Source organism: Pinibacter soli, assembly GCF_029961145.1.
Taxonomy (GTDB): domain Bacteria; phylum Bacteroidota; class Bacteroidia; order Chitinophagales; family Chitinophagaceae; genus Pinibacter; species Pinibacter soli.
Genome location: NZ_JASBRG010000007.1, coordinates 910020 through 924258, shown reverse-complemented (window position 1 = coordinate 924258; position 14239 = coordinate 910020). Strand labels below are relative to the sequence as shown.

Genomic DNA, 14239 nt, shown 5'->3' with positions numbered 1-14239 from the left:
ACAGCTTGCGAGGTATGGTGATGCTTTTACAAATTTCACCCCAAAAAAAGAGATTTGTCTCCCATAGAATTTATCAGGTCTTGTAAGTTTGAAACGGTTTCAATATCGCTCGGTTCGCTGAGAAAAACGACTTAAATTATACTTATCGTAATTGACGATTGATTAAAACGACAACCAATGAAAAAGAGTTTGGCCATTACATTATCTGCGTACCTATTAAGCGGCTTTTCTGTAAGCCAGGTTTTTGCGCAGCCCAAAGATGCTGACAAAGTAAAGATGGAGCATGCCCAGATCGGCATTGTGGAAGACAACAAATCCAGCTACAAACATACTACTCATCCGAATGGCCAGTGGTTTCCCCAGGCAGGGTTCGGCATGTTTATACACTGGAGTATTGCTTCTGTAAAAGAGATTGACCTTTCATGGCCCATGATGGCGGGCACACAGATCGGCTGGAGCTCTAAAAAGCCTTCACAGGATTCTGTTGATAGATTCGTTGCTAGTGGAAATTTTTTTGCCGGAAATAGATGTGAGAAAAATAACAGTTGTATCACACCAATAGAGTATTGGTCGCTTGCAAAATATTTTGATCCCAAAAACTATGATCCTGAAAAATGGATCAAGGCAGCGAAAGAAGCCGGGATGACCTATGTTGTTTTAACTTCAAGACATCACGATGGCTTTGCTATGTGGCCGAGTGCTTACGGTAATTTGAACACAAAAAATTACATGGGTGGACGTGACCTTGTGAAGGAGTTTGTGACTGCATGCAGAAAGTATGGACTGAAAGTCGGCCTGTATTATTCCGGTCCTGATTGGCACGAGAATGGCGAGTTTCAAGACTTCATGTATTATGGTGTTTCCAAAACTTATTCCAATGTTCCCGCACTGGATGAAAATTTAAAACCAAGAACAGCGGCAAAAACAGAGGCTGAAAAACAGGCGCACTATGAACACATGGCTGCTTATGTGAAAGGCCAGGTGGAAGAGCTGCTGACCAACTATGGCAGAATAGACATGATCTGGTTCGATGGCTCTGCCGACATTCCACGTGGCAACAAAGCATGGGATCAATGCATCTCCATGGAACGCATACAACAGTTGCAACCGGGCATCATTGTGAGCCCAAGGTTTTTCGGTTACGGCGATTATAAAACATTTGAAGGAGACAAAGCACTACCCGCTGTAAAACAGGACGGATGGGCTGAACTCTGCACCACCATTACACAAAGCGGTTGGGGCTATACAAAGAATCCCATGAAATCAACGGCACATGTTCTTGAGTATCTTATCAGATGCAGATCGTTTAATACAAACATGTTGCTGAATTACGGTCCTACCAAAGACGGCGTTTTTACTCCTGAGATGTATAAAAGCCTTTCAGAAATTGCTGCATGGATGAAAGTGAACGGCCCGTCAATTCAAGGGGTACAAGCAATTGATTCCACCGAATATGCATCAGTGCCGGCCACTGCAGGAAAAGGTCATCGTTATTTGTTTTTGATACCACAGGAAAAAGGTGAAACAATCGCTGATGAAAAAGTTGTTTTCAATACCAATAAAAAAATTAAGAAAGTTCAATTGGTAGGTAGCAAACAAACATTAAAGTACAGCGTAGAGAATAATCAGTTGACAGTGTTTGTTCCTGCAACAGTAAGAACAGCATTGCCCGATGTGATTGATGTGGTACTGAATTAGAAAGTAAAAAATCAAAACTTACAACTTCCACTATGTCGCTAACCAAGATATTTAAAGCGGTCATTTTTATTTGTTGCTTAAGCGGGATGCAAACCGTTTTCTGCGGGTCGTTGCAGGGCGGTGTTTACAGTAAAGTCTTTGAGACGTTGCCGGTTTTCGGCACCATTATGAGCCGGGTATGGCAGCAGACAAAAACAAGCCCGGCATCTTCAGCAACTGTCAACAGTTTGCTCCATAGCGTTCAGCCGAACGGAAAATGGAACGATATTGATTACGCTGACAGAACAATTGCAAAATGGCAACCGGCTGTACACCTCGAACATCTGAAGCTATTGGTCAATGCTTATGTTTCGGAAGATGCCAGGTATGGCGATGAATTGTTCAATGCTATTCAGCATGGACTTGAATACTGGTATAGTGCCGATCCTAAAAGCGATAACTGGTGGCACAACGAAATAGGTGCTCCACAATGTCTTGGTGAACTGTTGATAGGTATGCGCTATGCTAAAAAGCAATTGCCGCAAAGCCTCCAGGATTCATTGATACAGCGCATGAAACGTGGCGATGTTTTTAAGCAAACCGGTGCCAATAAAACGGATGTTGCTTTGCATTATTTCTATCGCGCCTTGTTAACATCAGACACTGCCTTGTTATCGTTGGCCGTGGCTCAAACTTTTGAACCGCTGGTACTCGTACACTATAAGGAAGGTTTGCAGTATGATAACTCGTACCTGCAGCATGGTCCGCAATTGCAAATATCGAGTTACGGCAACGTATTTCTGGCGGGCGTGGTTGGCATGGCGTATTACGTGCACAACACTCCATATGCATTAGACAAACAAAGACTGGAGTTGCTGTCGAATTACTATCGCAATACTTATTTAAAAATTATCCGCGGATCCTATTCTGATTTTAATGTTGAAGGCCGCGGTGTCAGCAGAAAAAATATACTCAGCAAACATTCAGAAGGAAAGCGACTGGCTCTGATGAATGAGATAGACCCTCAATATGTTGAAGACTGGTTGGGTGCAATTCAAAGATCTTCCGGCGCCAGGCCCGCTTCATACAATGTGACAGCATTTGACAGGCATTTTTGGATCGGCGATTACACCATACACACGATGCCCGATTATTCCTTTAACATCAGAATGGTGAGCACCAGAACAAAAAGATGTGAAGCCGGCAATCGCGAAAATTTGCTGGGAAGATATTTGTCGGATGGTTCCACCAACATTCAAAGGGACGGCTCAGAGTATTACAATATTATGCCCGTTTGGGAATGGGATAAAATTCCAGGTGTAACATCAAGAGACTATGCCACCGACCGCCCAACAACAGTTCAGTGGGGTGAGCAGGGTAGTACCGCATTTGCCGGAGGCGTTAGCGATGGTCTGTATAATGCATCAGCCTATGTCCAGAATTATGACAGCGTGCAATTAAAAAAATCGTGGTTCATGTTTGATAAGGAAATAGTTTGTCTTGGTGCAGGCATTCGCAGTATTGCAGACGAGTCGATCACAACGACGGTAAATCAATGCTGGCTACGCGGAGATGTATTCACGGGCGACAAAAAACAAAAGACATTGAATAAGGAAGAGGCCTCTATGACTTCAAAGAATGGCGCATGGATATGGCACGATAGCATCGGTTATTACTTTCCGCAAGGTGGAGACATACGGATCTCAAAAGCAGTTCAAACAGGCAGCTGGAAACATATCAATAACTCATTTTCTGATGAACAGGAAAGCGGCAAAGTATTTAAGCTGTGGTTTGATCATGGCGCTAAACCTCGCAATGCTTCTTACGCATACGTTGTGTTGCCTGCTGTAAATAGTGTTGCAGAGATGGAAAAATATGACGGTAAACAAATTTTTATCATCGCTAATAACGATTCTTTGCAAGCGGTGAAGCACAAAGGCTTAGGCGTAACGCAAATCATTTTTTACAAACCAGGCAAAGTGGATGTTGGAGGATTTTCTGTCACTGCAGACAAGCCTTGCATTCTTATGATAAAAAATGCAGAAGCTCCAGGTGGTGCGATTTATATTGCTGATCCCACGCAGGTGGAAACCGCTGTCAATATCACTCTGCAAAATAGCAGGTCAGGTATACAACAGCATTTGCATATCGATTTACCAACAAAAGAAATGGCAGGATCGACTGTTTCTGTTTCGCTTAATAAGGAGTAGAAATTGAGCCAAAAAATCAATACTCATTCCTAAATTATGATCTCGAAAAAATAATAGATCATGAAATGAAAAAAGGATTTTACATAGGTAATTAAAGTAGGTTTTGTTTGGTCAAATGTTGGGTTCTTGTTGTTAAGCAAAAAGGGGGAGCTTCCCCTTTTTTTAATTTGATGACTTAAGAAGAGTTACTTATGTACAATGCTATAACGCACAGCAGTACTACATATGAAACACGTTGAACTTGTGACCATCAGGATCTGCAAATACAAAACCGTAATATCCTTTTCCAAATTCTTCAGGTTTTGACACTACGGTTCCGCCGGCTTCCCCGATCTCTTTTGCCCAGTTATCAACATCTTCTTTAGTAGGGGCAGAAAGTGTAAATATAATTTCATTTCCAGCCTTTGAATCCGTGATAGGCCCTTTCATTGCGGGCTCCAAAATATCCTTTAAAAAGAAATGAATGATGAAATTTTCGTCACCGAACAAAAAGCTCGTCAGTTGCTCTGAAGCGCCATTGTGTTTAAAGCCAAGTTGCTTATAGAATTTGGTAGTTCGGTCCAGGTCCTGCACACTGAAATTGGCCCATATTTTTTTAGGTTTCATAAACTAATTTAATTTGAGAATTTGAAGATTTGAAAATTTGAAAATGTATTCTGTTCGGCATGTTTGCTAATTTTCATTCTTTCATGCGAAACAACCTGTCTCGAATTTATAATGAAAACTGCATCTAAAGAATTTTCAAATTAGCACATTTTCAAATTTTCAAATTATTCCAGCTGCATGCTCTTCTTATACTCATTAGGCGGCAGCCCTTTTGATTTTTTGAATTGGCGATTGAATAATGTGAAGCTGTTGAAGCCGCTTTCGTAGCAAATTTCTTTAATGCTTTTTCTGCCTTCAGAAAGTAACTTGCAGGCATGGCCGATGCGGAGTTCCATCACAAACTGCGAGTAGCTTTTGCGAGTGCAGGATTTGAAATAACGACAAAACGAATTGGGCGTCATATTGGCTATGTCCGCCAGTGTTTTGATATTGATCTTTTCTTTGAAATTGCGAAGTGTGTGGTTGTAGACAGCATTAATGCGGTCGGACTGTCCTTCAGATGTGACGCTGCTGTAATCCGACGCGATGTACTGACATTTCCTAAATTCTGCAAGGGAGTACAATATTTCCAGCAGCAGAATAATTCTCCGGGTTTCCGTTGCGGTGGTCAGGTCTTTCAAAAGGCTTTTGACGGCTAATGTTTTGGACCCTTTCAGCACTATGCCTTTTTGTGCCCTCTCCAAAAGCGAAGCTATTTTTTGATTTTCCGGTAAGGTTAAGAAATTTTTACCCCAAAAATCATCCCTGAATTGTGTCAACTCAATATATGATTTTAAAGGCTTTTCAACAAGTGTGTAAGGATCGTCGAATTTCCAGTAATGTGGTAACATACTGCCAATCAATACTAAATCTCCATTCTTGAAATAATGCATGCCATCACCGGCAAACAGGGTGCCTTCTCCTTTTACTACATGAATCAACTCAATCTCGGGGTGGTAGTGCCAGTTGTTGTTCTTGTAAGATTTGGCATCAGTTCGTGCACTGAATGATACCGAAGGCCCTGATGTTATTTTAAGAAGAATGGGTTTCATATGTCAGTCGCAAATATTCTCTTTGGACAATAAAAGTAGATCATTTATGATAAAATAGTGCATGTTTTGGAAATGAAACGAAATCTTTTGCTTGATAATTATCATTTTTTTTGTTGCAGAAAATTGCTTGTTGCCATATGTTATTGGAAAAAAGAGTTATCCTGGTTACCGGAGGTGCCAGTGGGATTGGGTATGCATTGCGTAAAAGCATATGTAAAGGAAGGAGCTTTGGTCGCAGTGTTGGATGTTGACGCCGCTGCATTAAATAGTCTGATGTTGGAAATAGGCAACGATCATATGGGTGTTGTTTGTGACGTGTCAGACGCTGTGCAAATAGAAGATGCTATAGAAAAAGTAATTGCCCGCTATGGGATACTTAACTGTATTCATAACAATGCCGGTATCGCAAATCCGGCGAAAGCTCTGCACGAAACGTCCATGATAGAATGGCGAAGATTAATGGACGTAAATCTTTTTAGCATTTATCTCACTACAAAATACGGACTTGAATATTTAAAGGACAGTGGTGGCTGCATACTCAATACAGGTAGTATGGTTGGCAGCATGGGCCAGGGCGATCATGCAGCGTATGCCGCCACTAAAGGTGCTGTAAACGCACTGACAAAATCGATGGCAATTGATTATGCGCCATTTGGTATAAGAGTGAATACGGTAGCACCGGCAGGAGTGTGGACACCTATGTTGCGCAAGTGGGCTGACGAACAAAAGAATACAAACGAGATTGAAAACTATTTGAACGACATCCATTTGCTGGGGTATTGTCCGCAGGGTAATGTAATAGCTGATGCCTGTGTGTTTTTATGTTCCGATAAGACCTCGTTTGTAACAGGCTGTATTATGCCGGTGAGCGGTGGTGCGGAATTGGGATATAGGAGGAGTTGAAAATTGAAAGTTGAGTTGAAAATTGAAAATAGAGAGTTGCGGAATATTTAAGCAATCATATCAAAATGATGTATTCAACGAGTTTGTATGATGGCAAAAACTCAAGACTCAAGACTTAAAACTTGTTAAACAGTTACGCTAAAAAAAAAGAAACAATGATCAAACATATAAGAATTGATGACCGGAGATTTCCTTTGGCACCGGGTGCAGGCAGTGATGCCATTCATAAAGATCCCGTGTATTCATATGCGGTAACAAACCTGGTAGATGATAGCGGAATAGTAGGTGTGGGACTTGCGTTTACATTGGGAGAAGGAAATGATCTGGTGTGTAAGGCCGCATCATTTTATGCGCAGCAATTAGAAGGAAGAGATATTGAGGAGGTTATGTCCGACTTTGGAAAACTGTCAAAGGCGTTATCGAATGAACAGCAGTTCCGTTGGTTGGGGCCACATAAAGGAGTAGTGCAGCTTGCATTGGCGTCGGTTACGAATGCATGCTTTGATCTGTGGGCAAAAAAAAGAGGTTTGCCTTTATGGAAGTTGCTGACAACATTAACACCCGAGGAAGTTGTTGCTACACTTGATTTGAGCTATATGGATGACGAGCTTACGGCAGAACAGGCAAAAGCCATGCTCCGTGCACAACAGGAAAACACAAATGGCAGAATGTCTATCATCCAAAACGGATATCCGGGTTATGATACTTCTATTGGTTGGTTCAACTATAGCGATGATAAAGTAAAGGAGAATTGCAAAAAAGCGATCGATGCAGGCTTTAATGCCGTGAAGTTGAAAGTGGGTAGCGAAGACTCTCAACGAGACGTAAGGAGAGCGCACATTGTAAGAGAAGCGATGGGTGATGATGCGAAGATAATGTTGGATGCTAACCAGCAATGGACGTTGAACCAGGCTTTGCGGATAGCAGAAATGCTAAGGCCAATGAATCCATATTGGATAGAAGAACCAACACATCCGGATGATGTATTTGCGCACAAAGTACTGGCCGAAGCAATTGCTCCTATGAAGTTGGCTTTGGGCGAGCACGTACCGAACAGGCTAATATTTAAAAATTATTTGCAGGCTAAGTGTGCGGGTTTTATACAGGTAGATGCAGTGAGGGTTGGTGGTGTAAGTGAGTTTATTACAGTGAGCCTGCTGGCAAAAAAATATGGTGTACCTGTGGTACCTCATGTGGGAGATATGGGACAATTACATCAACACCTTGTACTGTTCAATCATATCAGCATGGGACACGAAGCCTTGTTTCTGGAACATATACCGCATTTGCAAAAACATTTTGTACATCCGGTAAATGTGAAAAACGGAGTATACGAAACGCCGCAGGAGCCGGGAAGTTCGTGCGACTTGATAGGGTAGGAAGTTTTGAGTATTGAGTTTTGAGTTACGAGTAGGGCGAACTAAACTCAAAACCCCGAACTCAATACTCAGAACTCATAACTCAAAACTTACATTGAACCATGAAAAAATTCTGCTTAACGCTTGACTTGAAGAACGATGATGGGTTGATAGAAGCCTATGAGAAATATCATCGACAAGATTCAATATGGCCTGAGATACCGGAAGGCATCAAAGCATGTGGTATACTATCGATGGATATCTATCGCGTATCGACAAGACTTGTAATGATCATGGAAACCGATGATGAGTTTGAGTTGAAAAGTGGCTTTGAAAAAATGGCTGGATTGCCGCGCCAACAGGAATGGGCTGCATTGATGAATACGATGCAGGAGAAACCCGCATTTGCTGAACCTGGTGAACATTGGGTGTTGATGAAACAAGTATTTAAACTATAGGAGGAATTAATAATTAATAATTAAGAATTAATAGGGTGACATGCTTTACAAAAATGATGTTACAAATCTGTTCAAAAATTGGAGGTGTTACATTTAATAACGAATGCTATTCTATTAATTGTTAATTATTAATTACTAATTGAACTAAAAACGTATTGCTTGCAAAATGGATAATCATTTACCTGGGATCAAAAAAGAAAAGTACATAGTACCCTTTATCATCGTAATGACGCTGATGCTTTTGTGGAACATGTGCAGAAACATCAATGATGTACTGATTCCGCATTTGAAGAGAGCGTGCAGACTTACTGATGTGCAATCAACTTTTATTCAATCCGCTTTTTTTGGCGCCTATTTTTTATTGGCTCTGCCAGCGGGATTGTATATACGTCGCAAGGGTTATAAAGCCGGTATGGTAGCAGGTTTGGTAATCGCATGTGTAGGAGCTTGTTTATTTTATCCGGCCGCTCAAACACGATATTATCCGTTGTTTTTGGGCGCGTTGTTTATTATGGCAGCAGGTTTCACTTTTTTGGAAACCGCTGCCACTCCTTATGTCGCAAAGCTTGGCGCACCGGAAGGCGCATCAAGCCGGCTAAGCTTATCGGCAGCGATTGGGTCATGCGGCGCTGCAAGTGCCCCGTACATTGCGTCGTTGTTATTGCTGCATAAGAAAGATGTTTCTGCTGAAGAGATCAACGCATACGCGCCGGAACAATTGAATCAGTTCCTCACAAACGAAGCCTCACTGGTAAAACTGCCTTATATCGCTTTGGCCGTTTTGTTTTTATTGGCAGCAATATGTATTCTGTTTACAAAACTGCCCACTATTCAGGAAAATGCAGATGAGCAATATAAGTTCAAAAATGTTTTTCGATACAAACATGCGTACCTCGGCGCATTGGCCGTCTTTGCTTACGTAGGGGCAGAAGTAGGCATTGTAAGTTTCTTTATCCGTTATGCAAAATCAATGAACCTGGAAGGGTTGGGAGAAAGGAAAGCCGCCTTGTTTATTACATTGTTCATGCTGCTCGTTTTAGCAGGCAGGTTGAGTGGATCGTGGCTACTGAAGAGGGCTCCGGCTCAGCGCATGTTGCTCATATCCGCAGGCGGTGCGTGTGTATGTGTGGCGCTTGCAATAGTGGCGCCGGGTTATTACTCTTTATGTCTTCTTGCATTGGTAGGATTGTTCACGTCTGTGATGTATCCGTTGATATTTACACTAAGCATTAAGGATCTCGGTGCGTACACAAAAGCGGCTTCTTCATTATTGATCATGGGAATTGTGGGTGGTGCAGTTGTTCCGCCCTTGATGGGAATATTGTCAGACAGAGGAGACATCAGGTTAGCATATTTGTTTTCCGCAGCCTGTTATGTGTATGTGATATACTATGCAAGAAAAGGGTCACGAATAATTCATAAAAAACCGCAAACTATAAGTGTAGAAAGCTTAGAGGTTGTTTAAAGTAATTTGAATATTGGTTTATCCTGTCCAATGAAATCAACGATATATTGAAGGAAAAAAAAGACGTTTTTGTTGGGGCGCTTTTTGTATTTATCCTCTAATATATTGTTGATAGTAATTGTTTAATTGGTCCGTTTTTTTTTTTCTAAAATGGTCCATTAACAAGATTAGCACATTTGCGTTGCATTACTTGCGTAACTAATCTTCTCCTATAAAAAAAGACGCAAGTGTAGTGTCTTGGATAGCTGATGAAAGACGCCATTAAACCTTATCATAACTATATATGATGACATCAAAATAGTGATAAAATGCTCTCAAGCATAACAATAAGTGCAAAACCACCGCAGAAATTATCGGGAGCATTTTTTTTTCAATTTTTTTGTCAAATGACATAAGTATCAACGATCGCTAAATAAACGATTGGGTAATTTTTTTTGATTATTAAAACCCAAATTTAAAAACTGCCATTATGAAGAAATCAGTAAGATTAATGCTTACGCTGTTTATGCTTTTGTGTACGTGGAGCATCTTTGCTCAAAACGTAGCAAGCGGAACTATTACGGGTGTGGTAACAAATGACAAGGGTTTGCCACTTGCCGGGATAACCGTTACAGAAAAAGGAACGAACAACGCAACTGCTTCAGACGAAAAAGGAAAATTCAGCATTCGCCTGAAACATAGCAACAGTACAGTCCTCGTACTCACCGGTGTTGGGTTTGAAGCACAAGAAGTAAAAGCAGGCCAACAGGCTTCCCTCAGCATTGTTTTGAAAGATGACTCCAAAGCATTGACTGATGTTGTCGTTGTTGGTTACGGTACTCAAAAGAAAGTGAACCTTACCGGTTCTGTTGCCGTAGTAAAAGGCACAGAATTGATTAACCGTCCTACCGCTACACTGTCGCAGGCACTGCAGGGCAAAGTAGCGGGCATGAACTTTACGCCGGGAACTTATGGTTTTGAACCGGGTGCCGCGTTAAGCATGCAGATCAGAGGACAGGGTACGCCTCTTGTTCTTGTAGATGGTATTCAGACCGATAACATCAATGGAGTTAACCCCAATGATATCGAATCTGTATCAGTTCTAAAAGATGGCGCTTCTGCCGCTATTTATGGCGCAAAGGCATCTTATGGTGTAATTCTGATCACTACTAAATCAGGTGGAACGAATGGTAAATTGAATATTGAATATTCAGGAAACTGGCACAGATGGAGAGCACACGCTTTGTTTAACGGTAAACGTCCTTTAGGCTTTCCATACCTTGCTTCGGACTATTCACCGGCTCCAACTGTGTTAACCAATGCGCAAGGTCTTGTGGACGTGTTGAAAACGGCTTTACCCAACGGATATAATTTCAACATAAACAGAGATTACCTCGATAACATTCCAACGAATGAAATCACACTGAATCCGAAACTCTCCCAAAATCCAGGTTGGCAATAAAAAACATCGAATCATCAATATTGTTATAGAATTTGGATTAAAATATCAGTTATTTGTCACCGGCGAACAGTATTGTTCGTCGGTGATATTTAAAACCGAAAGATGAAACCTATATTTTTGAACTCGCTCCTGGCAATGTTCTTGTTGGTAAGTAACGTAAACTACGGACAACGTGCAAAAAATGAAGCTGCTGGTAAGCAGCCCAACGTCATCATCATTCTGATGGACGACATGGGATATGGTGATCCTGAGTGTTACAACGGAGGCCCGTATCACACGCCGCAAATCAACAAGCTTGCGGCAGAAGGTATGCGCTTCACAAACTTTTATGCAGCACAGGCAACATGTACTGCCTCAAGGTGCGGCTTGCTTACAGGTTGCTATCCTAACAGGCTCGGTATATCCGGCGCATTCATGCCTTGGGAAAACAGAGCACTCAATCCAGAGGAAGAAACCATCGCTTCTATGTTAAAAAAAGTGGGTTATCATACCGGCATGGTGGGTAAATGGCACTTAGGCGGTAAAGCACCTTATTGGCCAATTCATTATGGCTTCGATGAATTTTTAGGATTACCTTATTCAAATGATATGTGGCCGGTTGGTTATAATGGCAAGCCAATGACGGACTCTACAAAACCTCAGTTTAAATATCCTCCTTTGCCTTTGCTTGAAGGCGATTCTCCGATAAAATATATTCAAACATTAGAGGATCAGGGAGAATTGACAGGCATTTATACAAAGCGTGCTTGCAAGTTCATTAAAGAAAATAAAAACAGACCATTCTTCTTATATCTTGCTCCATCCATGGTGCACGTGCCGATATATGCATCGCCTGCCTTTTTGGGCAAAAGTGGTAAAGGGCTTTTTGCTGATGTGATGATGGAGGTAGATTGGTCCATCGGCGAAATTATGCGCACGCTGAAAGAGCGGGGCATAGATCAAAATACTTTAGTGGTGTTTACCAGCGACAATGGTCCATGGTTAACATTTGGTAATCATGCGGGCAACACAGCCGGCTTGAGAGAAGGCAAAGGAACCAGCTGGGACGGCGGACAAAAAGAACCCTGCATCATGCACTGGACAGGTAAGATTCCTTCAGGCACCGTGTGTAACAATCTTTCATCCACTATTGACTTGTTGCCGACCATTGCAAAACTGGCGGGAGCGCCATTGCCAAAAAACAAAATTGATGGAGTAGACATTCAATCATTATTGTTTCAGCAGCCTGATGCAAATCCAAGAGAGGAGTTTGTTTACTATTACGGACGCAACAACTTAGAGGGCGTGCGTAAAGGATATTGGAAACTTGTTTTGCCGCACAAAGGACAAACATACAAAACCTATATGCCCGGTAAAGATGGATTTCCAGGCGGATATGCGGATATGAATGTACCTGAAGCATTGTACGATCTGGCGCATGATCCGGGTGAAACACATGATGTGCAAAACGCCCATCCCGAAATAGTAAAAGAACTTGAAGAGATCGCAGAAAAATATCGCAAATCTTTAGGCGATGATCTTACAAAAACTACCGGATCCGAAGTTCGCGAACCGGCATACATTAATAAGACGAAGTAAAGTAGTAAGTAATAAGTAATAAGGTTTAAGTAGTAAGAAAGTTGACGCTCTTTTACTACTTACTACTTACTACTTAAAACTTAATACTTAGAACTTAAAACTCAAAACTCAAAACCTCCTTCATATGCGAAACAATACAAAAAAAATAAGCCTTGTTTGCGGCTTGTTATTATGCCTGGTCGGTTTGTCTCATGCACAAGGACCGAACGTGCCTACATTTCCGGCAGTGAACAAACAGTCAATGAAAGACTTTATGGACCTTCGTTTTGGCATGTTCATACATTGGGGACCTGTCACCTTACGCGGAACAGAAATAGGATGGTCGAGAAATCACCAGGTGGCGCAAAACGATTACGATAGCCTGTATAAAGAATTTGATCCCGTTTTATTTGATGCTGATGCATGGGTAAAAACCGCCAAAGATGCAGGCATGAAATACATTGTGATAACCGCAAAACATCACGATGGTTTTTGTTTATGGCCCACTGCCTTTACAAGCTACAACATCATGCAGACGCCGTTTAAAAAAGACGTGGTAGGTGCATTGGCAAAAGCATGTAAGAAATACGATATTAAGTTTGGCATTTATTATACGGTGCTGGACTGGTACGATCGTTCATATCCTGTACACAACGACGGCAAAGGCATAGCGCCTGATGGCGACATGAACAAGTTTGTGCAATACATGAAATCGCAATTGAAAGAATTGATCGATAATTATCATCCTTTCTTGCTTTGGTTCGACGGTAATTGGGAACAGCCGTGGACAAACGACTATGCAAAAGACATGTATGCATACCTGAAGAAATTAGATCCTGCACTGATCGTAAACAACAGGTTGGGAAAGAACGAGCACGAAATACTGAATGAGCAATCTGTTGGCGATTATGCAACGCCAGAGCAAAAGATCGGGAAGTTAAACATGTCGTTTCCATGGGAATCGTGCATTACCATTTGCAATCAATGGGCGTGGAAACCAAACGATAAAATGAAGCCATTGAAACAATGCATCAGTACGCTTGCACTTACTGCCGGAGGGAATGGTAACTTGTTGTTGAACGTAGGACCGATGCCGGACGGACGCATGGAAGCAAGACAGGTAAAGCAATTGAAAGCAATGGGAGACTGGTTAAAACAAAATGGCGCCTCCATTTACGGAACACTCGGTGGGCCATTTACTCCTGATAGCAGTTTTGCATCCACAAGAAAAGGAAATAAGATCTACTTACATCTGCTTAATGTATCGAAGAAAAGCTTAGTGCTGGCAACCATTCCCGGTGTTCATATACAGAAAGCGTATTTAATGACGGGGGCCGCTGTCAATTTTAAAGAAAATGCAACTAGCATTGAATTGCAACTTCCTGACACACTAATTCCAGATAGTAACGATACCGTGATCGTGCTGCAAGCCGATAAGAATGTCGAAGATGTTGTGGTGGTGGAGAAAAATTAAAAAGTAAAAATTAGAAAGTAAAAAAGGTATAATGCGGTCAGACGAATACTTTTTTTACT

11 protein-coding genes are annotated in these 14239 nt (G+C 41.6%); 9 read left to right on the top strand and 2 right to left on the bottom strand.

The genetic code is table 11. The features are described 5' to 3' along the window. Nucleotides 1-177 precede the first annotated feature (177 nt). The gene (locus QJ048_RS14595; RefSeq protein ID WP_282335118.1) at nucleotides 178-1698 is read left to right on the top strand and encodes an alpha-L-fucosidase; all 1521 of its coding nucleotides are present in this window, start codon (nucleotides 178-180) and stop codon (nucleotides 1696-1698) included. A gap of 32 nt (nucleotides 1699-1730) precedes the next feature. Next, nucleotides 1731-3887, top strand: coding sequence for a polysaccharide lyase 8 family protein (locus QJ048_RS14590; RefSeq protein ID WP_282335117.1), 2157 nt, complete (start codon nucleotides 1731-1733; stop codon nucleotides 3885-3887). Between the two features lie 219 nt (nucleotides 3888-4106). Here the strand turns inward: QJ048_RS14590 and QJ048_RS14585 are convergent, their stop codons facing one another. Beyond that, nucleotides 4107-4493, bottom strand: a complete 387-nt coding sequence (locus QJ048_RS14585) for a VOC family protein (protein ID WP_282335116.1) — start codon at nucleotides 4491-4493, stop codon at nucleotides 4107-4109. Nucleotides 4494-4657: 164 nt separating this feature from the next. Then, a complete protein-coding gene (locus QJ048_RS14580) occupies nucleotides 4658-5524 on the bottom strand; it encodes an AraC family transcriptional regulator (RefSeq protein WP_282335115.1) in 867 nt (288 codons plus the stop codon). 72 nt (nucleotides 5525-5596) lie between these two features. On the opposite strand from QJ048_RS14580, the gene QJ048_RS14575 reads away from it, so the two are divergent. The 7 genes from QJ048_RS14575 (at nucleotide 5597) to QJ048_RS14545 (ending at nucleotide 14180) form a co-directional block, all read left to right on the top strand. Further along, the gene (locus QJ048_RS14575) at nucleotides 5597-6427 is read left to right on the top strand and encodes an SDR family NAD(P)-dependent oxidoreductase (RefSeq protein WP_282335114.1); all 831 of its coding nucleotides are present in this window, start codon (nucleotides 5597-5599) and stop codon (nucleotides 6425-6427) included. Between the two features lie 155 nt (nucleotides 6428-6582). After that, complete coding sequence (locus QJ048_RS14570) at nucleotides 6583-7806, top strand: enolase C-terminal domain-like protein (RefSeq protein WP_282335113.1); 1224 nt, start codon at nucleotides 6583-6585, stop codon at nucleotides 7804-7806. Nucleotides 7807-7907: 101 nt separating this feature from the next. Then, nucleotides 7908-8243, top strand: a complete 336-nt coding sequence (locus tag QJ048_RS14565; RefSeq protein WP_282335112.1) for an L-rhamnose mutarotase — start codon at nucleotides 7908-7910, stop codon at nucleotides 8241-8243. Nucleotides 8244-8409: 166 nt separating this feature from the next. Further along, nucleotides 8410-9708 carry an L-fucose:H+ symporter permease gene (fucP, locus tag QJ048_RS14560; RefSeq protein ID WP_282335111.1) on the top strand — a complete coding sequence of 433 codons (1299 nt, stop codon included), beginning with the start codon at nucleotides 8410-8412 and terminating at the stop codon, nucleotides 9706-9708. Between the two features lie 469 nt (nucleotides 9709-10177). Then, nucleotides 10178-11149, top strand: a complete 972-nt coding sequence (locus tag QJ048_RS14555; protein ID WP_282335110.1) for a TonB-dependent receptor plug domain-containing protein — start codon at nucleotides 10178-10180, stop codon at nucleotides 11147-11149. 102 nt (nucleotides 11150-11251) lie between these two features. Beyond that, nucleotides 11252-12727, top strand: a complete 1476-nt coding sequence (locus QJ048_RS14550; RefSeq protein WP_282335109.1) for a sulfatase family protein — start codon at nucleotides 11252-11254, stop codon at nucleotides 12725-12727. Nucleotides 12728-12851: 124 nt separating this feature from the next. Next, nucleotides 12852-14180 (top strand): alpha-L-fucosidase, encoded by a 1329-nt coding sequence (locus tag QJ048_RS14545; RefSeq protein WP_282335108.1) that lies wholly within the window; start codon nucleotides 12852-12854, stop codon nucleotides 14178-14180. The last annotated feature ends 59 nt before the right edge of the window (nucleotides 14181-14239 follow it).